A 26,565-nucleotide genomic window follows, 5' to 3' on the forward strand; every position below is an offset into this window, starting at 1 on the left:
TTCGATCAGGTGTTCCGGCCACCGTTGACACCGATGCTCTGCCCGGTGACGTAACCGGCTTCCTCGCTGGTGAGGAACGCACAGACAGCCGCCACATCCTCTGGTTGGCCGATCCGGCCGACGGGTGTTTTTGCTGTCTGTTGGTCGAGGTCGATGAATCCTTTCTCGACTGTGTTGCGCAGCATCGGGGTGTCGATGAATCCGGGAGGAACCGTATTGACGGTGATTCCGAATTTGGCGAATTCGAGCGCCAGCACTTTGGTGAGGCCGACAACTCCCGATTTGGCGGCCACGTAGCCGGCCAATCCGGGGGCACCGCTGTGAATGCTCGATGACGAGATGTTGACGATCCGGCCCCAGCCTTCTTCGATCATGTCGGGCAGCACAGCCTGGCAACAGTCGAACGTGCCGGTCAGGTTGATCGCGAGTGAGCGGTTCCACGTTTCGGCAGTGATCTCGAGGAAGGGGCCGTCGATGCTCAATCCGGCGCTGTTCACCAGGATGGTTGGTCGTCCTAGACGTGTACGCGCTTCGTTCAATCCTGCGTCGATCGCAGCGCGATCGGTCACGTCGACGGTCAATCCGATGGCTTTGCCGCCTGACAATTCGATCGATGACGCCAACGCCTCGGCCGCGGTGCCGTCGATATCGAGGATTGCCACCATCGCGCCGTCGGCGGCGAGGCGCCGACTGATCGCTTCGCCGATTCCCGATGCCCCACCGGTGACTACCGCGGTGCGACTGCTCACTTGATGCTCTCGTGGCCGACCAGGGTTGAGCGATGCATGCGGCGCGGCTCGCTCCGGTCGAACTCGCAGGCCCGGTGGACGAGGCCGGAGTTGTCCCAGATCACCAGGTCACCTTCGGACCACGTGTGCCGATACACCAGTTCTTGTGTTGTGGCACGCTTTTCGAGATCGTCCAGGAGCGCACGACTTTCGTCGAAGTCCATTCCGACGACGTGCGATGTTGTCGCCCCGAACACGAGCGATTGCCGACCCGATTCATGCTGCCACACCAAGGGATGTTCCACTTCACGGCGCGAGGCCCATTCCTTCAATTGAGTCGGTGTCGGATCCGGGTACGTCAGCCGCTGAATTGCCGCGAAGGTGTGGACTACGCGCAGATCGGCGAACAGTTTCTTCTCGTCGTCTGATAGCGCCTCGTATGCGGCGTAGGTACTGGCGAATTCGGTTTCACCACCGCGGTCGGCTGTGACGCGGGCACTCATCACGGACGCCTTCGGTGCGATCTTGTCGAGTAGGCCGTCGATGTGCCAGAAGTCATTACTGGCAAGGTATTCCGCATTGGGGTTGGAGGGGTCGAAGCTGATCTCCATCACTTCTTCCGCGTCGTACGGTGGGAAGCGGGAGAAGTTGATCAGTGTTCCGAGTTTCCGGCAGAACTCGACTTGCGTGCGATCGTCGACATTGATCTTGCGAAACAGCAATACGCCATGTTTTTCGAGTGCAGTCATACACGCGTCTGCGAGACCGTCATCGCGGAGTAGCCGATCGGTATCGACGCCCAGAACCTCCGCACCGAGATTGTTGCTGAGTTTCTTGATGTCAAGCGTGGTCATGGCTACTCCTGGATCAGTCGGGGACATGCGGATTCCGCATGTTCGTCAGTGGTCGTTGGTACGACGGGTCTGTTGTGCTGCGCGACGGGGCGCCGTTGACGTGAATGTCAGGAACGTCGGCGAAGGGTATGCCCATTGTCGGAACGATGCCGGACCACTCGATTACATTGGTGCGCAGCGCGATTCTCCATTGTCCGTCACGGCGTTCGACGCGGTCGATGTACCGGCCGCCTGCGATCCAATTGGTGTCGTCGTGATTACGTCCGACGAATAGGTAGTACGTCTCGGTGTGTGCCGTGTCGCCGTCGATGTCGCAGGTGTGGTTCAGCAGGTTGTGATGCGTCGACACCTGGCCCAGTTCATGGGTCGCTCTGGCCCACTGGTAGAGATCGATCGGTCCACCGACAAAGTTCCCCGCCGCAATTGTGGCGTCGTCGTGGAAGGCGGAGAGGAAGATATCGCGGTCGAAGCGATCCATGCCACGGCTGAATCTGGTCAACGCGTCGTGGATCTCCTGACGATCGACCATAACGTCGAGGGCGGCTAGCCGATCCGAGGTGGCAGATGTAGTCATGAAGTCCTCCGGTCAATTACGTGAGATGTGTTGATCACGATCACTGAAGATCGGAGACCAGATGGGCGCGCCGCGCGACGAGCGCAGCGACGGAACGACCTTGCCGTCAACGTCTTTGATTCCGTATTCGTGGGCAAGTTCGGCGGTGATGAAGGTGCCGCCCGAGCGTGTCGCGAGATTTGTGTCGACGGCGAGAGCTGCGATGACGCGACCCGGGAATTCCGGGGTGCAGCCGTCCTCCGGCCGAGTAGCAGCCCGGCCATCCAAGCCAGGGACATTCGCCAGGTTTCGCTGCGCGCGTTCGGTGAAGGTGAGGCCCTGCCAGAGCGAAAGGGACGTCACGTTATGCGGTTTCAGCTCGATGGCCATATCTCGTGCCATCCCGGTCCACCGCAGACTTCGCCGTGCCGAAGATGACGTTGTAGGTGTAAGTGACGCCGGTGTATCCGGAGACGGCCACTATGAGGCCGGACTTGTGCGGTGTCATGATCTTGGCGGCATGCCAAGCTGCTACGAAGTTCGAGCGGACGCCGACATCCACCATTTCCCAATGGGAGAGCGGTTTCTCCCAGAAGGACTGTGGGTCGGTCAGGTCTTCGGGCAAGGAGAATGCGTTGTTGACAAGAATGTCCAATCGGCTTTGCTCGTCTCGTACCTGCTGGAACAGGGCGGCAACCTGTGCGTCGTCGGCGTGGTCCACTGCGACGGCAACGCCCTTGCCGCCGCGCCGCGTACACTCAGCTGCTGTCTCTGCGATCGTGCCGGGTAGAGGATTCGACCCAGCGAGAACCGTGCGTCCCGTGACGTAGACGACGGCGCCCTGGTCTGCGAGCGCCAGCGCGATTCCTTTCCCGATACCGCGACTGGCGCCCGTGACCACAGCAACTTTGCCCGACAGAGAACTCATCTCCCGTGCTATTTCAGGAAGCGTCAGCGGTGTAGCCGAGTATGCCCTTGATCTCCAGGTAGTCGTGGAAACCGAATCCGCCCCACTCACGTCCGTTGCCGCTCTTCTTGTAGCCGCCGAACGGTGCGGCGAAGTCGAATCCGTCATTGATGGCGACGGACCCGGCGCGGATCCGTCGAGCGACGGCGCGAGCTTGCTCGAGGTCCGCGCCGGCAACAAATCCGGCGAGGCCGTACTCGGTGTCGTTTGCGATGTCGATGGCGTCGTCGATGTTGTCGTAGCCGAGAATCGTGAGAACCGGTCCGAAGATTTCCTCGCGGGCGATGGTCATGTTGTTGGTGACGTCGGCAAAAACGGTGGGGCGGACGTAGTAGCCCGTCGGCAAGTCGTCCGGACGTCCGAGGCCGCCCGCAACCAGCGTCGCACCTTCGCCGATCCCCTTGTCGATCAGGGACTGGATCTTCTCGAACTGGGCCTCGGACACTACGGGGCCGATTGCAGAATCGCCGCCCGGATCACCCACGGTCACCTGTGATGCTGCCTCTTGCGCGGCGCTGATGGCTTCTGCCATCCGGGAATTGGGCACAAGCATGCGTGATGGTGCGCTGCACGTCTGCCCGGAGTTCATCATCATGGTTGCCACACCCTTTGCGACGTTCTCGGCGAAGTCGCCGTCGTCGAGGATGATGTTGGGGCTCTTGCCGCCGAGCTCCTGCGAGACTCGCTTGACGCCGGGTGCGGCGTTGGTGGCGATGTCGATGCCGGCGCGGGTGGAGCCGGTGAACGAGATCATGTCGACGCCCGGGTGTGCGGACAGTGCTGCCCCGACAGTGGGTCCGTCGCCCTGGACGAGGTTGAACACGCCGGCGGGAACTCCTGCAGCGTCGAGGATTTCGGTGAAGATCTGGCCGGTGAACGGTGACTTCTCCGAAGGTTTGAGCACCATGGTGCAACCAGTTGCCAGTGCGGGGAAGACTTTCACGGCAATGAGGCTGATCGGCCAGTTCCACGGGGTGATCAATCCGCAGACTCCGATCGGTTCTTTGACGATCAGTGAATCGCCCCGCTGCTCCTCGAAGATGAAGTTCTCGAGTGCATCGATCGCGGTGGTGAGATGACCGGCACCAAGGTTCACCTGGAAACCGTTGGCCAGCGCGTTCGGTGCGCCCATCTCCTCCGTCAGAGCTGCAGCGAGGTCGCCCATCCGGTTCTGATACTCGGTGAGAATGTTTCGCAGAATCGTGAGTCGTTCCTCACGGCTGGTTGCAGACCAACTCGAGAACGCGTCGCGTGCTGCCGCAACGGCGCGGTCGACGTCTGCCGGTGATCCTGATGCTACTGTGCCGCAGACCTTCTCGGTCGCAGGATTGACGACCTCCAGTGTGCTGGACTCCGCTGGATCGACCCATTGTCCGCCGATGTAGAACTTCAGATATTCACGCATGACTGTTCTGGTCCCTTTCGCAGTGTTCGTGAGTACTCGTCGAGCCGGGCATGATGCGAGCTGGAATGTTCACTGAGTGCCTTCTGCGTACCACGTTCGGAACTCGTCGTAGCTCGGCATTTCCTCGGAATTCGCCTCGGGGTCGACGGCAACGTGGATGACGCCCGGCTTACCGCTGGCGTAGGCGCGCTTGATCGCCGGCGCGATATCCTCGTCGCGGTCGACGTACTCCCCGTAGCAGCCGAAGCCTTCGGCAACCTTGTCGAGCCGCGTATCTGTGCTCCAGTGAACACCGGTCTCGAGTGATCCCTGGCCGTAGGTGCGTTTGTAGACACCCACCTCGAGTCCCCACGCGTAGTCGACGGCAACTACGCAGACCAGCGGCAGGTTGAGTCGCGCAGCGGTTTCCAGTTCTGCGATATGGAATTGGAACGACGAGTCGCCGGTGATCAACATGATGGGACGTTGGCCGCCGTCAGCTACACCGGCGCCGACGGCATACGGGAGCCCGGTGCCGAGGTGGCCGAAGTTCTGATTCCACATCACGTCGTGGGGTTTTGCCTGTGAGTACGTCCAGCCGAAGATAGTGGTGGCGCCGCCGTCTCGGACCATGATGCCGTCGCTCGGGAAATCCTTGGTCGCCTCGACAATCAGACGAGCGGGATGCACCGGAGACATACCGGACGGCGCGGTTTCGGCAAGTTCCGCCAGCTGCGTCGCATCCTGTGTGATCCAGCCGTCGAGCTCGGGGGTCGCCGTGCGCGGTGCATCCCACAGCGCGTCGGAGAGTTGGGGAACAATCGCGCGGAGATCGCCGACGAGGGGCACGTCGATCCTGCGGTTGACGCCGATCGCCTCCGGATCCTGTTCGACGAGGATCCATTTCCGGTTCGCTTCGTTTGCGATCCAGTGCCGGCCCCGGCCGTAGTGGACCGGCTCTCCGAGTTCGGTGCCGATTGCCAGGCACAGGTCGGATTTCACCACGGCGTCGACTGCGGCGGAGGAGAAGCCGTATGGAAAGGTGCGGTTCTCGAGTCCTTCGATGAAGGAGGTGCCCCCTGAGGTCTGAATGACAGGGCAGGCCATGGCATCTGCGAGTGCCTTGACGGATTCGCCGGCGCGGGAGGTGTGGACTCCGTGCCCGATGAGCAGAATGGGTTGCTGGGCCGCTTGGATCAATTTCACCGCTTCGGCAACGAAGTCTGGGCCCGCAGTCTGTCCGACCATGCGATACGCATTGGGGGGCAACGGGTCTGGCACGTCCAGCTCTTCCTGGATGATGTGGGAGGGGTATTCGATGTACACGGGTCCAGGGGTGCCGGACAGCGCTTTCCGCAGTCCTTCGCGGATAATTTCGTCCGTCTGATCGGCGTATTCGATACTGGCACTGTATTTTACGGATGCTTCGAAGAGGTTTGCCTGTTTGACGAATTGAATGCGCCCACGTCGAACGCGCTGTTCGGTGATGCGGGCGCGCTGGCCGCCGAGGAAGATCACCGGTGAGTTCTCGACTTTGGCGCACATCATGGCGCCGGCCAGGTTTGCGACGCCGGGGCCAAGGGTACCGATACACACCGCGGCCTTGCCGGTCATGCGCGATACGGCCTCAGCCATGAATCCGGCCGACTCTTCATGGTGCGGCGCAACCACATTCCATCCGCGTTCCTCGGCGAGGTGGAACATGTGCACGAAGTTCGGGTCGGGGATTCCGAAAATCGTGTTGATGCCCTCGGCTTCGAAGAGTTGCAAAATGCGTTCGTAAACCTTAACTGACATGTGCGTTGCCCTCCATGGCTATCGCAAAACTCTTGGTGATGTGGTCGACGTGAGCTGACGGGACGACAGGCAGGATCCACGGATCGCGGATGTCGCGGATGGCGTCGATCTGCCTTCCAACCTCCTCGATCGACCATGATGGTTGGTACACCCCGGGGGTTTCGGCGATGAATGCCCGAGCAACGCGGCCGCCGATTGTCACCAGCATTTCGCCGGTGACGGAACAGGATTCGTGAGCCAGCCAGGCGGCCGTCGGGGCCGTGAGTTCCGGTCCCATGGGCGGGTACGACGACGTGTCGATCCCGTCGGCCAACCGCGTGATCGCTGCGGGAATGACGACGTTGGACAAGACGCCGTGGTCGGCACCCTCGATTGCTGCCACGTTGGACAGTCCGATGATGCCGGCCTTGGACGCCGCGTAGTTCGCGATGCGGTTGTTTCCGTACAGACCGCCGATCGACGAGGTCAGCACGATCCGGCCGTATCCGGCGTCGCACATCAGCGGGAATGCCGGCCGCAGTACGTGAAATGCGCCGCGGAGGTGAACGTCGAGAACTGCGTCGAAATCCTCGTACGTCATCTCCGTCAGCGGTGCGTAGCGATTGTTTCCGGCGTTGTGGATGAGGATGTCGATACGTCCGTAGTGCTCGATGGCCGCGTTGACGATCGCCTGGCCGCCCGGTGCGGTTGCTACGGACGCATTGCTCGCGACTGCATCGCCGCCGGCAGCAGTGATCTCCGCGACGACCGCACTGGCGACTCCGCTATCTGTATTCTCACCGCTGATCCCGACACCGGGATCGTTGACGACCACTTTGGCCCCCTTGGATGCGAGTAGTAGTGCGTACTCACGTCCGATTCCTCTGCCGGCGCCGGTAATGACGGCAACACGACCGTCGAAGCGGGCCTCAGACATCGAGTTTCAGGCCTTCCAATGTGCCCGTGTCCCGCCAGGTTTGAAGGATTTCGCCCAGTTCGTAGAAACCGCCCCAGAACGGGTCGCCGAGGAATGAGCGCCCGTTCGGCTCGCCTTCGCTGTTGTAATAGCCGGGGGTGCATTCCGACGTGAACGTGCTGTTGTCGATCGAGTGGGCCCGGATGGTCTGGATCCAGCCTTCTTCGGCTGCCGCGGTGGGTTCGACATGCGTGGCTCCGCGCGCCTGAGCCTCTTTGATGATGTACGCGATATGGTCGGCCTGCTGCTCGAACATCAGCGTTGTCGATGCGGTGACTCCGCCTTGAACGAAGCCGGTGGCGAAGTGGTTGGGGAAGCCGTGCGCCATGACACCGTGCAGGGTGCGGAATCCCTTGCCCCAGTGGTCGTAGAGGGAGGTTCCGTCGCGACCGGCAAACGGCGCGATGTCGAACTGGCGGTCGAGCGCGGTGGTGATCTCGAACCCACTCGCGAACACGATCGCGTCGAACTCGAGCTCGACGCCGTCGACCATGACGCCCTTCTCGGTGATCCGTTCCACGCCTTTGGTTTCCGACACATCGATCAGAGTGACGTTCGGGCGATTGAAGGTCGGGAGATAGTCGTCGTTGAAGACGGGACGCTTGCACATGTTGCGGTAGTACGGCTTCAGTAGTTCCGCGGTGTCCGAGTCGTCGACGATCTCCTCGATCCGTCGGCGGAGTCGCTCCATCGATCGGTAGTCCTCGATCTCCTTGAGTTCCATGAACTTCACCGGATCGGCGAGCGCAGCCCAGCCGTTGGTTTCGGTCAGTTTCGCGGCCATGTTGCGCGACACTTCGGTCCAGCCGTCGCAAATGAGATCCGGCTCGCCGGGGGAGTAGAAGGCAAAGGCGGCATTGTGGAAGTTGCGCTGACGTGCTGCCCGCCAACCTGGCTCTAGACTGTTCACCCATTGAGGATCGGTCGGGTAGTTGGCTCGCTCGAAGATGTACGACGGTGTCCGCTGGAAGACGGTCAGGTGCTTCGCGCCTTTTGCCAGGTGAGGGATCGCCTGAATACCACTCGATCCGGTGCCGATGACGGCGATTCGTTTGTCGGCGATCTTGTCCAGCCCGCCGTGCAGGTCGCCGCCGGTGTAGTCGTAATCCCAGCGAGCCGTGTGGAATGTGTGTCCCTTGAAGTCCGTGATCCCGGGGATACCCGGAAGCTTCGGCCGGTTGTATGGGCCCTGTGCCATGACGACAAAACGAGCACGGATCTCGTCGCCGCGATTGGTACGGATCTGCCAGCGATTGATCTCCTCGTCCCATTCCAGCGAGCGGATCAAGGTATGGAAGATCGCATTGTCGTAGAACCCGAAGTGCTTACCGATGCGCTGAGCGTGCTCGAAGCACTCGTCGCCGTGCGAGAACCGCTCCTTCGGCATGTAGCCGGTTTCCTCGAGCAGCGGGAGGTAACAGTAGGCGTCCGAGTCGATCTGGATTCCCGGGTAGCGGTTCCAGTACCAGACGCCGCCGAAGTCGCCACCGAGTTCGACGATCTTGAAGTCTGTGACGCCCGCCTGCTGAAGGCGGTGCGCGGCAATGAGGCCGCAGAATCCACCGCCGAGGACTACGACCTCGATGTCGTCGGTGATGGGCTCGCGCGGTTCGACGGGCAGGTGCGGATCGCTCTCGTAGAAACCCGCGAATTCGTCGGCGGCCTCCACGTACTGCTGCTGACCTTCGGGACGAACACGCTTGTCGCGTTCGAGGAGGTACTTCGCCCGGAGAGCGTCGATGTCGACTTCGGGAGTGTGTGTGGGCGCGCAAGGCGTCATGGCCGTGGCTTGGGTCGGTGCGGTCATCGGATCTTCTTTCGTCAGAGCAAGTCAGTACACGATGTGAGGAGTTAGGCGAAATCCACCGGCGCACCGGTACCCATGTACGTGGCTAGGTTGTGGTGGAGGTTGACGATGCTGCGTTCGCGGTACGGGTTGGGTTTCGGCCCTGAAAAGCCTTGCGACTTCATACCTTTCTGGACCGCAGCCATGTTCACGAAGTCCTGTGGCAGGACGGTTCGCCAGGCCGGATCCTCCGGCGGGGTGAACTCCCATTCGGTTTCCGGTTCCTCGCCGGCGGGGAAGAGTTCGTAGACAGCGGCCTCGAAGATGCACTTGTTCGGATCGTCGCCGTATGGCCGGGCGCTGTAGCAGAGCATGTTGTTCAGGGCGTGCCCGATTTGGAAGTTCGGGAAGATCTGCCACGCTGTGCCACTTGCGGCGACAACCTGTGGGTCGACGGTCGGCCAGATCACGCCACGCGCTTCGTCGTCGCGCCTGGCCGAATCCAGCCAGTGACGCAGAACCTGATCCGATGGGGTGCCCTCGGGGAGTTCGTCGATCAGTCGCTGGGCCGCATCGACGAGGGTCCGAGTTGTATTGGTGTTTGCATTTTCCCACGTGAAGTTCTGCATTTCGATGGTCGACTTACGGGGGTCCGCGCCGCTGCCGATGCGCAGTTTTGCCTGGTTTTCTTCCATGCCCTTCGGTGCGTCGTAGCCGATGTTGCTGTGCTTACCTTGGGCGCGGGACCAACCGAGAAAATTCCCGAAGTTCATGAACTCCGGGTGGGTGTACGGAACATGGTAGGTCTCCATGAACGCTTCGAGCGCAACTTTCCAGTTGCAGTCGAAGACAAGCCATTTGCGCCAGCGGTACCGCATGTTCTCGAGGTGGAAATGATCGAGAAGTGAAGCCGCGGGCTCGAGATAGTCACGCAGAGGTTCGCAGCCCGGATCCATGTTGATCCAGATCCATCCACCCCAGGTGTCCACGGTGACACCACGCAGCTTCGTTGATTCCTCGGTCAACCCACACGGCCAGTCCTGACGTTCGGCGGCGAAGGTGTTCTTGCCGTCGAGGTCGTACCGCCAGCCGTGAAACCCGCAGATGAATTGCCTTGCCTGGCCGCGGGCTTCGTGGGCACCGGGCGGCGTGTCGACGAGTCGGCGACCGCGGTGGGAGCAGACGTTGTGATAGGCACTGATCGTGTCCGGGGTCGAGCGCACGATGATGACCGAGTCATCGAGAATTTCGTAGGTGAGGAAGTCGCCGACCTTGGGAATTTCCTCCACCCGACCGACCTGCTGCCACACTTTCGACCACAGCTTGTCGCCCTCGGCGCGGGCATACGTCTGCGAAATGTATGCATCCACACCGATGGTGAGTGGTGTGGAATGTGACTCGGTTACAGTCGATTCCGGAATGTTCTCGGCAGTGTCGGTCATGGTGTCTCCTCTTCACATCGGTTCTGTGTCAGTGCGTTATCGCGGCGCGAAACGATTCGTCCTTGAGAAAAAGTGACGTGTGATCTGGGCCCATGTGCGTCCACTTGAGATTCAGTCCGCCATCCACGAGCAATGTCTGTCCGGTGATGTAGGTCGAGAGATCCGACAGCAGGAAGAGAATTGCACCGGCTTGCTCCTCGGGGCGGCCGCGTCGACCCATCGTGATGGCGCGGCGATCACGCTCGGGATCGTCGTCGACGTAGGTGGAAGACGCAGGGGTGGCGGTCACGCCGGGAGCGATGGCGTTCACTCGAATACCGACTTCGGCGAGTTCCACGGCCATCGTGCGGGTTGCCGCGACCAAGGCGGCTTTTGCGCTGCCGTAACCGATATGAAAAGGCGCGGTGTTCATTCCGCTGATCGACGAGATCGACACGATGGAACCGGGACGGCTCTGGGCCTTCAATTCCGACGCGACCATCTGGCTCATGAAGAACATCGTTTCGAGATTTGCCGTGAACAATTCGCGCCAGTCCGCTCGGGTGACGCGAGTGGACGGCATCCAGGTTGCAGGGGCAGCGCCGCCGGCGACGTTGACCAATCCGTGCAGTTTGCCGTCGGTGCGTCGAATCTGCTCCCGCACGATGGCAATACCGTCGTCGGTGGACGCATCGGCCGCCAGTGGGATGATCGAAAGACCCTGCGCGATAAGTGGTGCGATGTGGGTGTCGAGGTTTTCCTTGGAACGGCTCACGGCGATCACGGTTGCTCCGGCGCGGGCAAGCATGCTCGTTACCGACGTGCCGATCCCGCCGCCTGCTGCGCCCGAGACAACTACGATGCGTCCGTCCAGACCGACAAAGCTGTCGCCAACTTGGCTGTTGCTCATGGCGCGGCTCACACTGCCTTGCGTAGTGCCAGGACGCTGCCCTCTGCATCTGCGGAGACGTAGATTGTTCCGTCCGGTCCGGCCGCGATGCCGGCGAACGGGCCCTGAGGACCGGAGAACGGCGCTAGTCCCAGCAGCGGCTTGGGGGTGACACCCTCGGGTGCGCCCACCGGCAGATTGCCGGCAACTCGCTGCTGAATCTTGGTCGACAGATCGAAGCTAATCAGGGCTTTTGTTCCGACATCGACGATGTAGAGCACGCCGCCCCGAACAAGAATTCCCTGCGGGTTCTCGAGTCCGTCGACGATCGTGTCGACGCTGGAGCCGTTGATCGCGACGATTCGTCCGGCGCCGGCTTCGGAGACCAGACAGGTACCGTCCGCGGTGAAGGCCACGCCCATCGGGTCGTGCAGTCCCGAGGCCAATTCTTCAACCTGCCCGCTCGACCCGACGGCAACAACTTTGCCTGCTCCCAGGTCGGCAACCGCGATGGTTCCGTTCGCGGAGACCGCGACACCGTAGAGTTGGTCGAGTCCTTCGGCGAGGACCTCACTTTCAGCGCTGACGGCGTTGTAGCGCGAAACGGTTCCGTTGCCCGCGACGATGAATTCGCCGTCGCCGACGGCCGTCATTCCGCGGATGTAACCGGGGTATCCTGGGCTGAAAAGCATTCCGAGAGTGCGGAGTTCGCCGCTCGGTTCGAGTGCGAGCAAGAAGGTGCCATCGGCGATGTACAACGTGCCGTCCGGGCCAACGGTCAAATCCAGGGGCCAAGTCAAACCGTCGGCCAAGGCGGTGCGGGTTCGGCCACCATCGAGGATCTCCGTGATCTGGCCGGTGAAACTCGATACGAACAGTCGATCACCTACGAAGGTGAGGTTGTCGAGTCCGGGATTGAGGCTTGCCAGTACGGTTCGATCGCCGTTGCGGGGATTGATCCGCAGCACTTCGCCCGACGCCACCTGGGTGGAGACGATGAAGCCCTCGGAGTCGAACTTGACTGCGTCCGGGACGCCGAGATCTGCTGCGACGCGTTCGGGTTCACCGTTGCCGTCGGGGTCGATGCGCCAGATTTCGTTGGTCCCGAGCACCGGGTAGTACAGCTTGCCGTCGGGACCGACCTCCATGCCGTTGGGCATCGGGAGGTTTTCGAGAAGTATCCGGGGCGCGCCGCCGTCGAGGCTCAGTTCCATCAACCGGCCACCGATGCGGCACTCGTTGACGAACAGTCGCCCCTGGTGGAACGTGATTCCGTTGACTCCGGGGAGGTCGTCGCGCAAAAGCCGCGTGCTGCCGCTTGATTCGCGCACGCTGACCCGGCCGTCGTAGTACTCGGTGATGTACAGGTCACCGGTGGGATCGAAGGCGACGTCGTCGGGCGCAACGATGTCGCTGCCCATGGCGCTGATGGTCTCGAGGTTGCCGGTGTTGATGTCGAGCGCGCTGATCTGGCTGCCTGCCACCTGTGCCACGTAGACGCGGCCGTCCGGTCCGGTGCGGAGTCCGTTTGCGCCGAACAGCCTGCTCGGGGGAGTGAGCCGGGTGAGATTCCAGCCCTCGGCGAGGGTGAATTGCGCTGGGCTGGTGTAGCGGGCCGCCTGTGTCAAGGAGTGCCTCCTGTGGTGAGGAGAGATTTTTGGGGGTGAGTAGACGGGCCTCGACTGACCGATTGGGTCGTGACGTGCGCCACTCTTCGTTGATCGTGAGCTAATCACGGAACCCTAAGCATTTCAAGTATTGCAATCCTTAGGAGGATGGAAGTACGATTCTCGCTATATGTGTGTCTGATTTCCGGTTTTGACGCAGCACTGATCGTGGGCAGTACTGATGACCGCCATGTGCGTATGTGCAGTACGGCGGTTTGTTCGCTGTGAGTCCGGCGCTGCTGGCCGGCGGGCAAGGGGTTTGACTGTCCTTGGTGGACAGCGACTTTCGTTCGCCCTGACCTTCGATCAATCCGGCACACTTCGGCGATATGCCAGGCGGAGGCATGATCGCGACCGTAAGTCCAGGTGCTGATCTGCCCGAAGGCGGGTTAGCGCGCGACTACCTTTGGGCCGGCCTCGGCGTCACGCGATGCGGTCACTGCATTGCCTACATCTGCGAAGGCATCCACGATTCGTGCGTGGTTGGCCCGCTCTGCGATCACTTTCCACGCTCCTCTGGACGCAACCATGGATACCGTTTATTCCGGTAACGCGATGGCGTGCAAGACTGGTGGATGAACCGCTGAGTCATCCGTTCCGGATAGGTGCCGTTTCTACGGCAATAGGGTGAAAATCGCGGCGGGTGAAAATCACAAGGGTGGCAAATGTACGAATCGAATTTGTTCTCCGACTCCAGTGCGACGGAGCCGGCCGAGATCGAAAAAACTGCAGAGGAATTGGCGTCCGAACGCACCGCATCTGTGGCGGAACGTTCCAACGCCGACACCGCTGAACAGCGCCAGTCGCAACTGTTCAGCGGGTAGTTTTTCGGCGCCGAGACGGGTCAGGATTCTTTCAGGACGGAGATCACGTTTCCGGCCGGGTCGGTAAACCAGGCGATATCGGGGCCGTTGCCTCGCATGATGCCGTTTTCCTCCTGCGGGAAGCCGTCGTATTTGACGAACTCCACTCCGCGGCCGGTCAGTTCGTCGACCGCACTGTCGATATCGTCCACGAGGAAATTCAGGATCGTGTACGACGCGGGTTCGTGATTCGGCTTGGGATAGACGAGTATTTCGGTCCCACCTGCTAGGTGCAGGCGGATAATTCCCATTTCCTCGTCTGTGACCTTCAATCCAAGGGTTTCGCCATAGAATTTCTTGGCCGCGTCAATGTCGTCGACAGAGAATCCGCTGATGGCCTTTGTGCTTCCGAGTGCGCTCATTTCTTGTCCTCACTCATGGTCGACTCCATCTCTGCTCGGGCTGCCTCGCTGAACTCGATAATCTGGATGTAGTTGCCATCGGGATCGATCGCAGTGGCAAACCAACTGCCGCCGCGGTCTTCGAGCGGGGCGAACCAGGCTCCGTCGAGCGCATCGATCCGCTTCGCAATTGCGCGCGCATCGTCGGTCTCGATATTGAGGAACATTCGGCCGGGTTCTTTGTTGGTGTCGCCGATGTCGTCGCGTTTGTCGATCATCACGTAGAAACCGTTGAAGTCGAGGACGTCGTAGCCGGGTTCTCCGGGTGTTCGGTCGACTTTCGGCGCAAATGCCTGCGCATACCAGTCGCGCAGCCGATCTGGGTTGGTGCTGGAGAGCAAAATGCTCCCGATGCTGGATCCGGACATGCTTCCTCCTACTGGTAGCCGTACGGGCGAGTCGAGAAGGACTGCCTAGATTTATAGACTGCCCACTTCCGCAAAAGTCATCGCACGATACTCAGATATGTTCGGACACCAGGATTGCCGTCGTGCCGGGTTCGAGCGCTCGGAAGATATGTTCTTCGTCGCCGGGGTAGGAGAGGTAGTCACCCGGACCCAGTTCGACGGGGTCGGTAGTCGGTCCGACTTCGGCTCGACCATGACCGATGACAACGTGTTCGGTGGTTCCGCGTGCATGTGGCGTGGAGATGCGCGGTTCTCCCGGCTCGGCGACTATCCGGTAGAGGTCGCGGCGGGCATTCGGCGGGCTGGGAGCCAGAAGCGTCGCAATGTACGACGCGTTTGCAGACCCAATGGCCGGGCCGTCACCGGCGCGAATCAACTGGACAGGGTGCGAGGGGGAGTCGACGAGTTGCGCGAACGGAACGCCCAGCGCGTTTCCGAGAGCCCACAACGTTTCCAGGCTGGGGTTTCCCAGGCCGGATTCGAGTTGTGAGAGTGTCGATTTGGCGATGTCGGCCCGTCGTGCGACTTCGGAGATGCTCAGTCCGGCTCGGGTGCGCTCTCGTTTGAGCGCACGCGCAACCAGTTGCTGAGGTGTGCTGTCCCCACTCACCATTGTTCGATGCTCCGATCATTCGTTCGCCTTGACGAACGGTGTCAGTTCGTTCAACATAGAATACATGCGTTCTCTATGGCGAACACTTGATCGTGACACTGTCCGGGTGGCCGCGTTGATTTGCGCGTCTGTGGCCGTGGTGGGGGTGTCCTACGGCGTCACTGCCGGGTCTGCCGGATTCTCGCTCTGGCAACTATTTGTGCTTGCGATCCTGGTGCTCGGGGCATCGTCGGAGTTTCTGTTCATCGGGATCATTGCCGTCGGCGGAAGTCCGGTCGCGGCGGTTCTTGCCGGGTTGCTGATCAATTCACGAAATTTTGCCTACGGATTATCTGTCGGCTCATTCCTCGGCCAAGGCTGGCGGCGAGTAGTGGGCGCGCATCTGGTCAATGACGAATCCGTGGCGATTGCCACCGCTCACTCCACTCTCGCGCGAAAGCGAGCGGCCTTCTGGCTGTGCGGAATCGGAATCGCGATCTGCTGGCCGCTCGGTGCGTTGACGGGCGGAATTCTCGGCTCGGTGGTCCGTGATCCGGCGACGCTCGGACTGGACGCCGCGTTTCCGGTCGTGATTCTCGCGCTGGTGTTGCCGGCATTGAAGGAGAGACTCACGTTGATTGCGGCGTCCGTCGGCGCGGTTGTAGCGGTGGGCACTTCGACCTTCTTGCCATCGGGAATGGCCCCACTTGTGGCCTTGTTGGGGATGGCTGCTGTCCTCCCGTTTCGGGAGAACGCCCGATGAGCGCACTGGGCGTGAGTGTTGCGATCGTCGTATTTGCCTGTGGCACTTATGCCTTGAGGGTCAGTGGAGTTCTGCTCCGGGCTCGGGTTGCACTGTCCGCTGGGGCGCTTGCGTCGCTCGATCGCAGTATTGTGTGTCTGCTGGTTGCCGTAGCGCTGACGTCGATGCTGTTCGACGGCAACGATTTTGGTGGGCCCGCACGTGTCGCCGGCGTGAGCGCCGGCGCGATTGCTGCGTGGTTCAAAGCTCCACTGGTTGCGGTGGTGTTCGTCGCGGCGGGCGTCACCGCACTGCTGCGGTTGTCAGGAATTGCGTAGCGCAGCGTGCGGGTTTGTCAATCGTGCGCGTATTCCGTCGATGAACAGGTCGAGGCCGAACTGGAAGCGGACGGTGGGATCGCCGGCGAGGAGATCGTCGTCGGATCCGCCGCCGATGATCTCCGGGGCGTCGGGGGAGATGGGAGCCCTGGTCAAGGCGCCGAATTCTTCCATTTGGGCGCGAGACTGTTCGTCGACGGTATGCCCGAGGACGTAGTACAGGACTGCGTAGGCTGCGAGTTCGGCATGTTCCCGTGACAGGCCTGACGTGAGTCCGGCAGTCACGAAGTTCTCGCGCACCTCGCTTGTCGTCATCCGTGACGCGAAGGTGGCGCTCACCAACTCGGCGCCGTCGCGGTGCGCCAGCAGAGCGGACCTAAGTCTGTGTGCCAGTTCGGAATAGGATTCTTCCCAGCTCTCGGCGTCGATCGGGGTGTCCACGCCCTCGAGGATCTTGTCGACCACCGCGCCGAGCAAAGTCTGCTTGTTCGGGAAATGCCAGTACAGGGCGCCGGGCTGAACGCCGAGAGACGTGGCGAGTCTGCGCATCGTGAGGTCGGCCAGGCCGAATTCGTCGAGGATCGCCATAGCGCCGTCCAGAACGTCTCCGCGTCGCAACTGCACGTGTTTGCCCCTCGTTTTCTGTGGATCGAACCGATGGCCTCATCGGAGCTTGCCTTTGACAGTATTCCACCTCGTCTCTAACGTGAACACCGTTCAACTTGTACGGTGTTCAATTTTCCAGTCTTGAAGGAGACTCCCGGTGACTCCGACCTCGGTAAGCACGGCGCCCGCTTCGATCGACATCCTCGACCTCGCCCGCGAGCAGGTCCTCGAACGCGGCGAAGGCCTGAGCGAAAGCCAGGTGCTCGACGTACTTCGATTGGGCGACGAACGCCTGGAGGACCTGCTGGCCCTCGCCCACGATGTGCGTATGAAATGGTGTGGGCCCGAAGTCGAGGTCGAAGGCATCATCAGCCTCAAGACCGGCGGTTGCCCCGAGGACTGCCATTTCTGCTCGCAGTCCGGGCTTTTCCAATCTCCCGTGCGTGCGGCGTGGCTCGATATTCCCAGCCTGGTGGAGGCTGCCAAGCAGACGGCCAAATCGGGTGCCACGGAATTCTGCATCGTTGCCGCCGTCCGTGGGCCGGACGCGAAGTTGCTGGCGCAGGTCGCGGCCGGAATCGAAGCGATCCGCAATGAGGTCGACATTCAGATCGCCTGCTCGCTCGGCATGCTGACGCAGGAGCAGGTTGATCAACTCGCCGCGATGGGAGTGCACCGGTACAACCACAACCTGGAAACCTCGAAATCGCATTTCCCGAACGTGGTCACCACTCACACGTGGGACGAGCGGTGGAACACGTTGCGCATGGTTCGCGAAGCGGGCATGGAAGTGTGCTGTGGCGGAATTCTGGGAATGGGCGAGACGTTGGAGCAGCGAGCGGAATTTGCCGCGAACCTCGCTGAACTGGAGCCAGACGAGGTCCCGCTCAACTTCCTCAATCCGCGTCCGGGAACGCCGTTCGGCGATCTCGAGGTCCTTCCCGCAAGCGAGGCGCTGAAGTCCGTGGCGGCATTCCGCCTCGCATTGCCGCGCACCATCCTGCGTTTTGCCGGTGGGCGTGAGATCACGCTCGGTGACCTTGGTGCCAAGCAGGGAATCCTCGGCGGCATCAATGCCGTCATCGTCGGTAACTACCTCACGACGCTCGGCCGTCCAGCCGAAAGTGACCTCGATTTGCTCATCGATCTGCAGATGCCGATCAAAGCCCTGAACGACACGCTGTGACCGAGTCGGTCACGGACGAGCGATACAACCCGTACACCGGGCGTCGACTCGTCGAGGGCGTCGAAGACCCGACGCCGGCCGCTGCGTCGCTCGGACTCGAACCACCTCGGTTCTGCGAGCACTGCGGTCGGCGCATGATCGTGCAAATCAGCCCAGACGGGTGGTGGGCAAAGTGCTCACGTCACGGAGTGGTCGACTCGATCGACGCAAAGCTCAGGTAGCGCGCGGCAGGTGGCAACTCACGTCGGAGGCGTTGTCACCGGTGGGAATTTGTGTGCCTTGATCGCCCCAGTCGTCGGAGGCGGCAGGAACAGATTTCCGCGAAGGCTGCCGCGGGCAGTTCGGACTGCCACCAGGCACCACGTGCCCAATAGCCCGACGTAGGCGATGGCAGCGGCGTATCGGAAAGCCGGCAATTCGGTATGCAACGCCAATTGTGTTGTGCCAGTGACAAATGTTCCGATCGGAAAAGTCAAACTCCACCACGTCAGGGCAAACGGCATTCCCTGGCGTGCGGTCCGGACTGTCAGCGCTGTGGCCAATCCGATCCACAACACCGCGAATCCCCACACGGGAACTCCGAACAGGATCGAAAAGATTCCCATCCCCGATGCCAACTGCGGTGAAACGGCAAGATGCGCGTTCGCTCCGAGCAGGCCGACCGCGGTGATGGACTGGCCCAGCGGACCCAGGACGATCCACAGAGTCGGCACACGAGCGGTTCCGGAGGTGCCGAAGTGGGCGAGGCGACTCCACACCATCGTGATGATGATGAACGACGCGAACAACGACAGGCCGAACATGGCGTAACAGCCGTAGAGCATCGTCGTGCGTCCGGTGCCGGGCGGCATATGGGGGATGAGCAGCGCGCCGGTCGCGGCGGAGACCATGGGCGGAACGACGGGCATCAGCCACCCGCCGAAGGCCGCGTCCGCTTCGACCTTGTGCTGAGTGAACATCAGATAAGGGATGGTCATTGCGGTAAATAGTCCGCCGATGGTTCCCATCGTCCACAGTGCCGCGTCGAGGCCGACAGCAGCGCGTTCCCCGATGAGAGACTTTCCGACCAATAGCGCTCCGGCTCCCACTGTCAGAAATGCCATCGGTGCGGCGCCGTAGAAATGCGCCATCTGTGGGTTGTGTGCATGGCTGCGAGCCACCGTCGGATGGCGTACCCAATGCGCCACCACTGCGACGACGAGAACCACGAGCAAAATCGCGGCGAGTGTCCACATCACCTGTGCAAACACTTGCTGACCCCGAACTTGCACGGGGAGTGTTGCTGCTGCCGTCGCGACAATTCCGGTGCCCATGACGGACGCGAACCAGTTCGGCCCGAGATTGCCGAGGATCTGCCCGGGCGATTGCAGTGAGGAAAGTAACCACGGCTGGTGCGGTGCAACCACGATTGCTCCTCGCTCAGGGCGCCAATTGATATGAAATGGTGCGTCAGGTCAGCGTAGCGGCGCCGGCACTGATTCCGAGAGGTTCTCGACTGATGGACGGGGGAAGGTAGCGTCACACAATGTGATTTCTCTTCGGCGGACTCGACTACGCACTGCCCTTCTCATCGGTTGCTCAACGGCAGCGGTCAGCGCGCTGATCGGAGTGCTGTGGGCGTTCCTGGTGCCGGCCGAGCATCTGTTGGTTGTCGCCGAGGGCCGCGGAATTGCGCTGACCGGGGAGAGTCTTCATCAGTTCGATGCGGTCGCGATCTTTTTCCTGCTTGCCCTGATTCTCGGTGTTCTCACCGGGGTGGCCGCGTGGCTCGCGAGACTCAGCCGAGGGCCGTACGCGCTCGGCGGGTTGATCGTCGGTTCAGTGCTCGGTACTGCACTGATGGCTGCAGTGGGCACCGGCATCGCGAAGTTGCGATTTCCGTCCGTCGACAATCCGGCGGTGGGGGAGATCATCGCGCGGGCGCCCGGCATCGGCACGTTGCTGGTGCTGATCGTTCAGCCGTTGGCGGCGTGCATCACGACATTGGTTCTTGTGGCACTGAGCCCGTACGACGACCTCGGGGTTGCCGACCATGCGGACGACGCGGACGTCGAGGCTGATGTGTTGTCGGAGCCCGCGACGCAGGAATTGTCCTGACGGTTGGTCTAGCAGACGCCTAATTGTCCGTTGTCGTTCATACTCAGCGCGTGCCTGTATTCGAAGCTGACATCGCCCGTCCGCGCGCCACAGTAACCACTCCTGAGGTGTTGCTGGGTGGTAGGTCTGCTCGCAAGGTTGTGACCCGCTCGCAACTAGCGCTGTGGAACGACGCCGAGCGGGGTCACGATTCGCTCGCAACGATACTGGCGCAGAACACGATTCGGGCGCAGGACTTGCTGCCCATCCGGCATGGCCGAATGGCGGCATCTCCGTGGACGTACTTCCGGGGCGCGGCCGCGGTCATGGCCGCCGATCTCGGATCGGCGCCGAACACAGGCATCGGGGTGCAGTTGTGTGGAGATGCCCATGTGCTGAACTTCGGGCTCTGGGCCACCCCGGAACGCAACTTGTCCTTCGATCTCCGCGACTTCGACGAAACCGTTCCGGGCCCGTTCGAGTGGGACGTCAAGAGACTCGCCGCAAGCATCGTTGTCCTCGCCCGTGAGAACGGAGTTTCCGAGGACCGTGCAGAAGCGGCGACGGTGGCAGCAATGAGGGCCTACCGAGACAAGATCGAGTCCTACGCTGCAACCCCCGAAATCGACATCTGGTACGACCGCATCGACGTCGACCGTCTACTGGGTTACTTCACCCCGGATACTGCCCTGCGCGCCGGGAAAATGATCGAAAACAAAGCTCAGAGTCGAACCAGTCGGGGAGCGTCACGCAAGCTCACGGAGATTGTCGACGGACGGCGACTTATCCGTGAAGAGCCACCGTTCCGCACCCACGTCGGCGACAGTCAGGTCGAACTTGTCACCGAGGTCGTGGCCGGTTACAGCACTTCGGTTCCGGACCATATCTGGAGTCTGCTCTCGCGATATCGGGCATCGGACGTGGTGCGGCAAGTGGTGGGTGTCGGCAGCGTCGGGATGCGTGTTTATCTTGCACTTCTCGAAGAGCGTCGGACCGGCGATCCGCTTTTCCTCCAGATCAAGCAGGCCGGGCCCTCGGTGTACGAGGGAAACGTCGAACCGAGCAGATACTCGAACTGCGGTGAGCGAGTTGTCCAAGGGCAACGCATGCTTCAGAGTGCGACTGACATGTTCGTCGGGTGGACCAGTGTTGGCGGCATGGATTTCTACGTTCGACAATTCCGCGACATGAAGGTCATTCCCGACGGCGCAACCATCGGACCGTACCTCGCCGAATTCGCAAGTGCGTGTGGGGAAGTGCTGGCTCGTGCTCATGCCCGCAGCGGTGACGCGAGCGCGATCTCCGAATATCTCGGCCAGTCGGACAAAGCCGTTGTGGCTTTGGCGAAGTTCGCGCGCCGGTACGCGGATCAGAACGAGCGCGATCACGCACAGTTGGTTGCGGCGATTGCCCGTGGATCGGTGGCGCGTGCTCCCGGTTGGTGATGGTGGACCGCGCGAGCCAGGCCGAGGACGCTCAACGGGTATTTTGCGAACTCGCTGCGAAACACGACGTTGCCGTGGCTTTGGTCAGCGAAAGCCCCATGCCACCGATCATTCGTCCTTCCTAGGCCGAATCCCCAGAGTTCTCACAGAATGAGCACAACGGCAGCACAAGATTGTGGGCTTACATAGGAGTCACAGTGATTGATTCCTCGAAGGAGATGCCGCAATGAGTGCTCACACAGTTGTTCTCGACCGGGGAGTGGTGTTGGTGACCGATATCGGCCGCGATCACGGAACGCGTGTTGCCGCCGAGTTCCTTGCTGCCGGCTGGAATGTGGCAGTGACGGCTCGGAGCGTTACGGAACTGGTTCGGATCATGGCTGGCAAGCCGGCGCATCGGTTCTTCGCGGTTGTCGCGGATCCGACGGATCGTTGGCAGGCGGATCGCATTCTCGACCGGGTGGGTGCACGTTTCGGCACGATCAACCGCGTGGTCGATCCCACCGGAACCGTCGCCGCAGCATGGATGATGAGAAGTGATGTCGATGCTGTTGCCTGACTGTAATATTCGCAGTCAGCTTGGTGGTCGTAGAGCCGCAAACTCGTCCGTCACGCGCAGCGTGGAGTCGGTGAAGCGGTAGAGCGCCGGCGGACGGCCACCTGATTTCCCGGACGGCGCCGTGTTTCCGGTGGCTGTGAGCACACCGCGTCGGCAAAGGACTCGATGCAGATTGGTTGCATCCACCTGATATCCAAGTGCAGCGCAATAGATTTCACGCAGAGTCGACATCGCGAACTCGTCTGGAGCCAGGCCGAAGCCGATGTTCGTGTAGGAGAGCTTGGCGGCCAGTCGGTTGCGGGCGTGCCGAACAACAGTGCCGTGGTCGAAAGACATCTCCGGCAGCTGCGACACCGGGTGCCACGCAGTGTCGGACGGAAGTTGAGGGTCCGCGCTCAAGGGAACCAGTCCCAGGAAGGTCGACGCGATGCGGCGCCCACCCGGAACGCGCTGCGGATCGCTGAAAACGGACAGTTGTTCGAGATGTGCGACCTTACGCAGATCGACCTTGTCGGCGAGGAGTCTGCGAGCCGACGTGGTGAGGTCCTCGTCGTCACGCAGGGTGCCGCCGGGCAGTGACCATGTGCCCTTCTGTGGATCGAGCGCGCGCTGCCACAGCAGGACGGCAAGTTCTTCACGTTCATCGGTGCTGTGAGCGCCGTCACCTGCGGTGATGTCAGTGGGAAAGGCTCGAACCTGGAACACCGCTGTGAGCACTTCGTGGGTGGTGTTACTATTGGGCACGTTTTCGATCGTAAGTCGAAAACCTCGATAACGGAAATCCGGGCCAGCCCGTTCGGATTTGAACTGGGTGATGAGCCTGGGTTCACGGTGAAGGAGAACGCCATGACGACCACGACGTTGTGGGAGGGATCGACCTCGCAGATTCACGACGGCCCCGGCGGTTACGCAGGAGTCGAAGCGACCCCCGAGTGGGCTGCCGAGGTCAAACGTCTGGCTCGCGAACGCGGTGCCACGATTCTGGCGCACAATTACCAGCTTCCCGCTATTCAGGATGTCGCCGACCACGTCGGTGACTCTCTTGCCCTCTCGCGTATCGCGGCGGAGGCCCCCGAAGACACGATCGTGTTCTGCGGCGTCCACTTCATGGCCGAGACCGCCAAGATTCTGTCGCCGTCCAAGACGGTGCTGATTCCGGACGAGCGCGCCGGTTGCTCGTTGGCTGATTCCATCAACGCGGAGCAACTTCGCGAGTGGAAGGCGGACAACCCGAACGCCCTCGTCGTGTCATATGTCAACACCACGGCCGAGGTCAAGGGCCTGACGGACATCTGCTGCACGTCGTCCAATGCAGTCGACGTGGTCAACTCCATTGATCCCGACCGGGAAGTTCTCTTCCTCCCGGACCAGTTCCTCGGAGCCCACGTCAAGCGCGTCACAGGCCGCACCAACATGCAGATCTGGGCCGGTGAATGCCACGTCCACGCGGGTATCAACGGTGACGAGTTGACGGCGAAGTCCAAGGCTCACCCCGATGCCGAGCTTTTTGTGCACCCTGAATGCGGTTGTGCCACTTCGGCTCTGTACTTGGCCGGTGAAGGTGCGGTTCCGGCGGACAAGGTCAAGATCCTCTCCACCGGTGGCATGCTCGACGCTGCCCGCGTCACGAAGAGCAAGCAGGTTCTGGTCGCCACGGAAATCGGCATGCTGCACCAGTTGCGTAAAGCCGCACCGGATGTCGACTTCCAGGCGGTGAACGACCGCGCGTCGTGCCCGTACATGAAGATGATCACTCCGGCCGCGTTGCTTCGTTGCCTCCTCGAAGGCAAGGACGAGGTTCACGTCGACCTCGAGATGGCCAAGCGTGCTCAGAAATCTGTGCAGCGCATGATCGAGATCGGTAATCCGGGCGGCGGCGAGTGACGAGCCCTGCCGGGCGCTACGCCTGGGAGGCGCATGCCGATCTTGTTGTGGTCGGCGGCGGCGTTGCGGGGCTCACAGCCGCGCGCGTCGCGTCGATACGCGGGTTGAAGGTGCTCACTGTCAGCAAGGGCGGTCCGACCGATACGTCGACGCAGTATGCGCAGGGCGGGATTGCCGTCGTGGGCGACTTGAGTACCGATTCGGTGGATTCACATGTCGCCGATACCTGCGAAGCCGGTGTCGGACTGTGCGACGAAGCAGCGGTGTACTCCGTTGTGGAAGCAGGGCACGAGGCAGTCGCGGCACTGGCCGCGCTCGGTGCAGTGTTCGATCGTGGGCGTGACGGCGAAGTGTCCCGTACCCGCGAGGGTGGCCACAGCACCAGGCGAATCATCCACGCCGGTGGAGACGCCACCGGCGCGGAAGTGCAGCGGGCACTCAACGCCGCTGGTCTCCCGGTCCTGTTCGGCGCCGCTGCCGTGCAGGTAGTCACCAATCGGCGCGGTGTGTGCGGGCTTGTCGTGTCCTCCCCGGACGGCCTGGGCGTGATCCATGCGCCTGCTGTTCTGTTGGCGACGGGTGGTCTCGGCCAGTTGTACTCGTGCAGTACCAATCCGCCCGGTGCAACCGCTGACGGTATCGCGCTGGCGCTCGCAGCTGGTGCGTCGGTCGCCGACCTCGAATTCGTGCAGTTCCACCCGACGGTTCTGTTCACTCCCGGCGGCCTCGGTCGACGGCCGCTGATCAGTGAGGCCGTACGCGGTGAGGGTGCAATTCTTGTTGACACCAACGGTGATTCGGTGACTGCAGGAGTTCACCCCCTTGGTGATCTGGCGCCCCGTGACGTCGTCTCGCGGGCAATTGCCGCGCGTCTGCGTGACCTGGGCAGCGATCATGTGTACCTCGACGCTCGAAAACTCGACGGGTTCTCGACGCGATTCCCGAACATCACGGCCTCGTGCCTCGAGGCGGGCATAGATCCTCGGACGCAGCTGATTCCGGTTGCTCCCGCCGCCCACTACTCGTGTGGTGGTGTCGCGACGGACGTCCACGGACGTACCGGAGTTCCGGGACTCTATGCGGCGGGAGAAGTTGCCCGTACCGGTCTGCACGGTGCCAATCGCCTTGCATCCAATAGTCTTCTCGAAGGATTGGTCGTTGGGGAGCGAGCCGGGATCGCCGCCGCGGAGCGACGTGAGGTTCACGCCGAGGTTGTCAACGTCGCCAGCGCACCGCTGCCGATATTGCCCCGCGAGGCCGTTCAGACGATCATGACTACTCACGCATCGGTTGTTCGAGACGGCGCCGGCCTCGAAGCTGCACGCACCGGCCTTGCGAATGCGGAACTCACTCTTGCAGTGAATGCCGAGGAACTCGAGGACGCCGCGTTGACGGTGACTGCGACGGCACTGGTTGCGGTCGCCGCTGCACGTACCGAGAGCCGCGGGTGCCACACCCGCACCGATTACCCGGAAACCGATCCCGATCAGCGTCGCAGCATCCGCATCAAGCGCGGTGCCGATGGCGAGATGGAAATACACGACATGTTGTTGACAGGAGCCCACCGATGACCGCGCAGAAGACCTTGCCGGCCCCCCTCGAGCTTGACGAAGTCCTGACGCTGGTTCGACTCGCTTTGGACGAAGATCTTCGCTATGGACCAGACGTCACCTCCGTTGCGACAGTTCCCGCTGACGCGACCGCGAAGGCGTCGGTTGTCTCGCGCGCCGAAGGCACTGTTGCGGGAATCGATATCGGACTGCTTGTCCTCGACGAAGTGATCGGCGCGGGCAACTACGACGTTGTCGATCGAGTTGCCGACGGCACCCGTGTGGTTCCTGGCCAATCGGTGCTGACCGTCGAAGCGCCTACCCGCGGACTGCTCACGGCGGAACGGACGATGCTCAACTTGGTGTGCCACCTGTCCGGAATCGCCACCGCTACAGCGGCTTGGGTTGATGCCGTTGCCGGCACCGATGCAAAGATCCGCGATAGCCGCAAGACCCTTCCCGGTCTGCGCGCGCTGCAGAAGTACGCCGTCCAGGTCGGTGGGGGAGTCAATCACCGCATGGGTCTCGGTGATGCGGCTTTGATCAAGGACAATCACGTTGCTGCCGCCGGATCTGTCGTCGCAGCACTGCGGGCTGTGCGTGAACTTGCGCCGGACATCGAGTGCGAGGTCGAGGTAGACACCCTCGAGCAGCTTGATCTGGTGCTTGCCGAAAATGTCGAACTTATTCTGCTGGACAACTTCCCGCTGTGGCAGACCCAGATCGCGGTGCAGCGACGTAACACCGCGTCGCCCACGACCAAGCTCGAATCTTCCGGCGGTCTGAGTCTCGACGTTGCCGCCGAGTACGCGGGTACCGGAGTCGATTATCTGGCAGTCGGTGCCCTCACGCACTCTGTGACGGTTCTGGATCTCGGTCTGGATATGTGACTCTCATGGCCGCCGCCTGTTCGGG

Annotated in this window: 29 protein-coding genes; 11 read left to right on the top strand and 18 right to left on the bottom strand. The window is 61.7% G+C overall.

Annotated features, from left to right (window positions below):
- Positions 1-5 precede the first annotated feature (5 nt).
- From FEZ60_RS11805 to FEZ60_RS11860, 12 genes are all read right to left on the bottom strand, one after another.
- Positions 6-749, bottom strand: coding sequence for an SDR family NAD(P)-dependent oxidoreductase (locus tag FEZ60_RS11805; protein WP_033230951.1), 744 nt, complete (start codon positions 747-749; stop codon positions 6-8).
- Positions 746-1,582, bottom strand: a complete 837-nt coding sequence (locus FEZ60_RS11810; RefSeq protein ID WP_033230950.1) for a TauD/TfdA family dioxygenase — start codon at positions 1,580-1,582, stop codon at positions 746-748. Before FEZ60_RS11810 ends, FEZ60_RS11805 begins: the two co-directional genes overlap by 4 nt.
- A 13-nt stretch (positions 1,583-1,595) precedes the next feature.
- The gene (locus tag FEZ60_RS11815; RefSeq protein WP_033230949.1) at positions 1,596-2,156 is read right to left on the bottom strand and encodes a nuclear transport factor 2 family protein; all 561 of its coding nucleotides are present in this window, start codon (positions 2,154-2,156) and stop codon (positions 1,596-1,598) included.
- 12 nt (positions 2,157-2,168) lie between these two features.
- The gene (locus FEZ60_RS33110) at positions 2,169-2,498 is read right to left on the bottom strand and encodes a hypothetical protein (RefSeq protein WP_172936145.1); all 330 of its coding nucleotides are present in this window, start codon (positions 2,496-2,498) and stop codon (positions 2,169-2,171) included.
- 1 nt (position 2,499) lies between these two features.
- A complete protein-coding gene (locus FEZ60_RS33115) occupies positions 2,500-3,063 on the bottom strand; it encodes an SDR family NAD(P)-dependent oxidoreductase (protein ID WP_172936146.1) in 564 nt (187 codons plus the stop codon).
- A gap of 13 nt (positions 3,064-3,076) precedes the next feature.
- Positions 3,077-4,507 carry an aldehyde dehydrogenase family protein gene (locus FEZ60_RS11830; RefSeq protein WP_172936147.1) on the bottom strand — a complete coding sequence of 477 codons (1,431 nt, stop codon included), beginning with the start codon at positions 4,505-4,507 and terminating at the stop codon, positions 3,077-3,079.
- A 69-nt stretch (positions 4,508-4,576) separates the two neighbouring features.
- Positions 4,577-6,283: a thiamine pyrophosphate-binding protein gene (locus FEZ60_RS11835; RefSeq protein ID WP_116101426.1), complete on the bottom strand. Its 1,707-nt coding sequence runs from the start codon at positions 6,281-6,283 to the stop codon at positions 4,577-4,579.
- Positions 6,273-7,199, bottom strand: coding sequence for an SDR family NAD(P)-dependent oxidoreductase (locus FEZ60_RS11840; RefSeq protein ID WP_116101424.1), 927 nt, complete (start codon positions 7,197-7,199; stop codon positions 6,273-6,275). Before FEZ60_RS11840 ends, FEZ60_RS11835 begins: the two co-directional genes overlap by 11 nt.
- Entirely contained in the window at positions 7,192-9,045 is a 1,854-nt protein-coding gene (locus FEZ60_RS11845) for an NAD(P)/FAD-dependent oxidoreductase (RefSeq protein ID WP_233365756.1), read from the bottom strand. Before FEZ60_RS11845 ends, FEZ60_RS11840 begins: the two co-directional genes overlap by 8 nt.
- A 44-nt stretch (positions 9,046-9,089) precedes the next feature.
- Positions 9,090-10,466: an aromatic ring-hydroxylating dioxygenase subunit alpha gene (locus FEZ60_RS11850; RefSeq protein ID WP_116101423.1), complete on the bottom strand. Its 1,377-nt coding sequence runs from the start codon at positions 10,464-10,466 to the stop codon at positions 9,090-9,092.
- Between the two features lie 28 nt (positions 10,467-10,494).
- A complete protein-coding gene (locus FEZ60_RS11855) occupies positions 10,495-11,355 on the bottom strand; it encodes an SDR family oxidoreductase (RefSeq protein WP_116101421.1) in 861 nt (286 codons plus the stop codon).
- An 8-nt stretch (positions 11,356-11,363) separates the two neighbouring features.
- Positions 11,364-12,962, bottom strand: coding sequence for an SMP-30/gluconolactonase/LRE family protein (locus FEZ60_RS11860; protein WP_242484548.1), 1,599 nt, complete (start codon positions 12,960-12,962; stop codon positions 11,364-11,366).
- Positions 12,963-13,666: 704 nt separating this feature from the next.
- Here FEZ60_RS11860 and FEZ60_RS11865 point away from each other — a divergent pair.
- Positions 13,667-13,825 (top strand): hypothetical protein, encoded by a 159-nt coding sequence (locus FEZ60_RS11865; RefSeq protein ID WP_172936148.1) that lies wholly within the window; start codon positions 13,667-13,669, stop codon positions 13,823-13,825.
- 20 nt (positions 13,826-13,845) lie between these two features.
- Here FEZ60_RS11865 and FEZ60_RS11870 read toward each other — a convergent pair whose 3' ends face one another.
- From FEZ60_RS11870 to FEZ60_RS11880, 3 genes are all read right to left on the bottom strand, one after another.
- The gene (locus tag FEZ60_RS11870; protein ID WP_033230942.1) at positions 13,846-14,226 is read right to left on the bottom strand and encodes a VOC family protein; all 381 of its coding nucleotides are present in this window, start codon (positions 14,224-14,226) and stop codon (positions 13,846-13,848) included.
- Positions 14,223-14,633 (bottom strand): VOC family protein, encoded by a 411-nt coding sequence (locus FEZ60_RS11875; RefSeq protein ID WP_045070208.1) that lies wholly within the window; start codon positions 14,631-14,633, stop codon positions 14,223-14,225. The genes FEZ60_RS11870 and FEZ60_RS11875 overlap by 4 nt, the downstream gene beginning before the upstream one ends.
- A gap of 91 nt (positions 14,634-14,724) precedes the next feature.
- Positions 14,725-15,285: an XRE family transcriptional regulator gene (locus FEZ60_RS11880; RefSeq protein WP_084703021.1), complete on the bottom strand. Its 561-nt coding sequence runs from the start codon at positions 15,283-15,285 to the stop codon at positions 14,725-14,727.
- Positions 15,286-15,349: 64 nt separating this feature from the next.
- On the opposite strand from FEZ60_RS11880, the gene FEZ60_RS11885 reads away from it, so the two are divergent.
- Together FEZ60_RS11885 and FEZ60_RS11890 are read left to right on the top strand one after the other, a co-directional pair.
- Positions 15,350-16,027, top strand: a complete 678-nt coding sequence (locus tag FEZ60_RS11885; protein ID WP_202025939.1) for an AzlC family ABC transporter permease — start codon at positions 15,350-15,352, stop codon at positions 16,025-16,027.
- Positions 16,024-16,344: an AzlD domain-containing protein gene (locus FEZ60_RS11890; protein ID WP_116101418.1), complete on the top strand. Its 321-nt coding sequence runs from the start codon at positions 16,024-16,026 to the stop codon at positions 16,342-16,344. The genes FEZ60_RS11885 and FEZ60_RS11890 overlap by 4 nt, the downstream gene beginning before the upstream one ends.
- Here the strand turns inward: FEZ60_RS11890 and FEZ60_RS11895 are convergent.
- On the bottom strand, positions 16,330-16,968 hold the full coding sequence (locus FEZ60_RS11895) for a TetR/AcrR family transcriptional regulator C-terminal domain-containing protein (protein WP_092800554.1): 639 nt from the start codon (positions 16,966-16,968) through the stop codon (positions 16,330-16,332). The two genes, FEZ60_RS11890 and FEZ60_RS11895, sit on opposite strands and share 15 nt — an antisense overlap.
- 139 nt (positions 16,969-17,107) lie before the next feature.
- Here FEZ60_RS11895 and bioB point away from each other — a divergent pair, with 139 nt between their 5' ends.
- A complete protein-coding gene (gene bioB, locus FEZ60_RS11900) occupies positions 17,108-18,136 on the top strand; it encodes a biotin synthase BioB (protein ID WP_033230938.1) in 1,029 nt (342 codons plus the stop codon).
- Positions 18,133-18,357 carry a hypothetical protein gene (locus tag FEZ60_RS11905; protein WP_033230937.1) on the top strand — a complete coding sequence of 75 codons (225 nt, stop codon included), beginning with the start codon at positions 18,133-18,135 and terminating at the stop codon, positions 18,355-18,357. The genes bioB and FEZ60_RS11905 overlap by 4 nt, the downstream gene beginning before the upstream one ends.
- An 18-nt stretch (positions 18,358-18,375) precedes the next feature.
- Here FEZ60_RS11905 and FEZ60_RS11910 read toward each other — a convergent pair whose 3' ends face one another.
- Complete coding sequence (locus tag FEZ60_RS11910; protein WP_346343351.1) at positions 18,376-19,542, bottom strand: TDT family transporter; 1,167 nt, start codon at positions 19,540-19,542, stop codon at positions 18,376-18,378.
- Positions 19,543-19,663: 121 nt separating this feature from the next.
- Between FEZ60_RS11910 and FEZ60_RS11915 the strand changes: the two genes are divergently transcribed.
- The 3 genes from FEZ60_RS11915 to FEZ60_RS11925 all read left to right on the top strand — a co-directional run bounded on the left by FEZ60_RS11915 (position 19,664) and on the right by FEZ60_RS11925 (position 22,216).
- Complete coding sequence (locus FEZ60_RS11915) at positions 19,664-20,233, top strand: DUF2567 domain-containing protein (protein WP_045070200.1); 570 nt, start codon at positions 19,664-19,666, stop codon at positions 20,231-20,233.
- A gap of 110 nt (positions 20,234-20,343) precedes the next feature.
- Positions 20,344-21,657, top strand: a complete 1,314-nt coding sequence (locus FEZ60_RS11920; protein WP_202026048.1) for a DUF2252 domain-containing protein — start codon at positions 20,344-20,346, stop codon at positions 21,655-21,657.
- Positions 21,658-21,883: 226 nt separating this feature from the next.
- Positions 21,884-22,216 (top strand): SDR family NAD(P)-dependent oxidoreductase, encoded by a 333-nt coding sequence (locus FEZ60_RS11925; RefSeq protein WP_045070198.1) that lies wholly within the window; start codon positions 21,884-21,886, stop codon positions 22,214-22,216.
- Between the two features lie 15 nt (positions 22,217-22,231).
- Here the strand turns inward: FEZ60_RS11925 and FEZ60_RS11930 are convergent, their stop codons facing one another.
- Entirely contained in the window at positions 22,232-22,960 is a 729-nt protein-coding gene (locus tag FEZ60_RS11930; RefSeq protein WP_033230933.1) for an NUDIX domain-containing protein, read from the bottom strand.
- A gap of 102 nt (positions 22,961-23,062) precedes the next feature.
- Between FEZ60_RS11930 and nadA the strand changes: the two genes are divergently transcribed.
- From nadA to nadC, 3 genes are read left to right on the top strand one after another with little or no spacing between them, the layout of a single operon-like run.
- The gene (nadA, locus tag FEZ60_RS11935; protein WP_033230932.1) at positions 23,063-24,100 is read left to right on the top strand and encodes a quinolinate synthase NadA; all 1,038 of its coding nucleotides are present in this window, start codon (positions 23,063-23,065) and stop codon (positions 24,098-24,100) included.
- The gene (locus tag FEZ60_RS11940) at positions 24,097-25,671 is read left to right on the top strand and encodes an L-aspartate oxidase (protein WP_045070196.1); all 1,575 of its coding nucleotides are present in this window, start codon (positions 24,097-24,099) and stop codon (positions 25,669-25,671) included. Before nadA ends, FEZ60_RS11940 begins: the two co-directional genes overlap by 4 nt.
- Positions 25,668-26,540 (top strand): carboxylating nicotinate-nucleotide diphosphorylase, encoded by an 873-nt coding sequence (gene nadC, locus FEZ60_RS11945; protein ID WP_045070193.1) that lies wholly within the window; start codon positions 25,668-25,670, stop codon positions 26,538-26,540. Before FEZ60_RS11940 ends, nadC begins: the two co-directional genes overlap by 4 nt.
- Positions 26,541-26,565 lie beyond the last annotated feature (25 nt).

Origin of the sequence: Rhodococcus sp. MS16 (assembly GCF_013277795.1) — a bacterium.
GTDB lineage: Bacteria > Actinomycetota > Actinomycetes > Mycobacteriales > Mycobacteriaceae > Rhodococcus_F > Rhodococcus_F globerula.

Bases quoted from the DNA above. Each gene is read 5' to 3' on its own strand.
- FEZ60_RS11810 (WP_033230950.1), bottom strand. From the start codon at position 1,582: ATGACCACGCTTGACATCAAGAAACTCAGCAACAATCTCGGTGCGGAG.
- FEZ60_RS11815 (WP_033230949.1), bottom strand. From the start codon at position 2,156: ATGACTACATCTGCCACCTCGGATCGGCTAGCCGCCCTCGACGTTATG.
- FEZ60_RS33115 (WP_172936146.1), bottom strand. From the start codon at position 3,063: ATGAGTTCTCTGTCGGGCAAAGTTGCTGTGGTCACGGGCGCCAGTCGC.
- FEZ60_RS11830 (WP_172936147.1), bottom strand. From the start codon at position 4,507: ATGCGTGAATATCTGAAGTTCTACATCGGCGGACAATGGGTCGATCCA.
- FEZ60_RS11835 (WP_116101426.1), bottom strand. From the start codon at position 6,283: ATGTCAGTTAAGGTTTACGAACGCATTTTGCAACTCTTCGAAGCCGAG.
- FEZ60_RS11840 (WP_116101424.1), bottom strand. From the start codon at position 7,199: ATGTCTGAGGCCCGCTTCGACGGTCGTGTTGCCGTCATTACCGGCGCC.
- FEZ60_RS11845 (WP_233365756.1), bottom strand. From the start codon at position 9,045: ATGACCGCACCGACCCAAGCCACGGCCATGACGCCTTGCGCGCCCACA.
- FEZ60_RS11850 (WP_116101423.1), bottom strand. From the start codon at position 10,466: ATGACCGACACTGCCGAGAACATTCCGGAATCGACTGTAACCGAGTCA.
- FEZ60_RS11855 (WP_116101421.1), bottom strand. From the start codon at position 11,355: ATGAGCAACAGCCAAGTTGGCGACAGCTTTGTCGGTCTGGACGGACGC.
- FEZ60_RS11865 (WP_172936148.1), top strand. From the start codon at position 13,667: ATGTACGAATCGAATTTGTTCTCCGACTCCAGTGCGACGGAGCCGGCC.
- FEZ60_RS11870 (WP_033230942.1), bottom strand. From the start codon at position 14,226: ATGAGCGCACTCGGAAGCACAAAGGCCATCAGCGGATTCTCTGTCGAC.
- FEZ60_RS11875 (WP_045070208.1), bottom strand. From the start codon at position 14,633: ATGTCCGGATCCAGCATCGGGAGCATTTTGCTCTCCAGCACCAACCCA.
- FEZ60_RS11880 (WP_084703021.1), bottom strand. From the start codon at position 15,285: ATGGTGAGTGGGGACAGCACACCTCAGCAACTGGTTGCGCGTGCGCTC.
- FEZ60_RS11885 (WP_202025939.1), top strand. From the start codon at position 15,350: ATGCGTTCTCTATGGCGAACACTTGATCGTGACACTGTCCGGGTGGCC.
- FEZ60_RS11890 (WP_116101418.1), top strand. From the start codon at position 16,024: ATGAGCGCACTGGGCGTGAGTGTTGCGATCGTCGTATTTGCCTGTGGC.
- FEZ60_RS11925 (WP_045070198.1), top strand. From the start codon at position 21,884: ATGAGTGCTCACACAGTTGTTCTCGACCGGGGAGTGGTGTTGGTGACC.
- nadA (WP_033230932.1), top strand. From the start codon at position 23,063: ATGACGACCACGACGTTGTGGGAGGGATCGACCTCGCAGATTCACGAC.
- nadC (WP_045070193.1), top strand. From the start codon at position 25,668: ATGACCGCGCAGAAGACCTTGCCGGCCCCCCTCGAGCTTGACGAAGTC.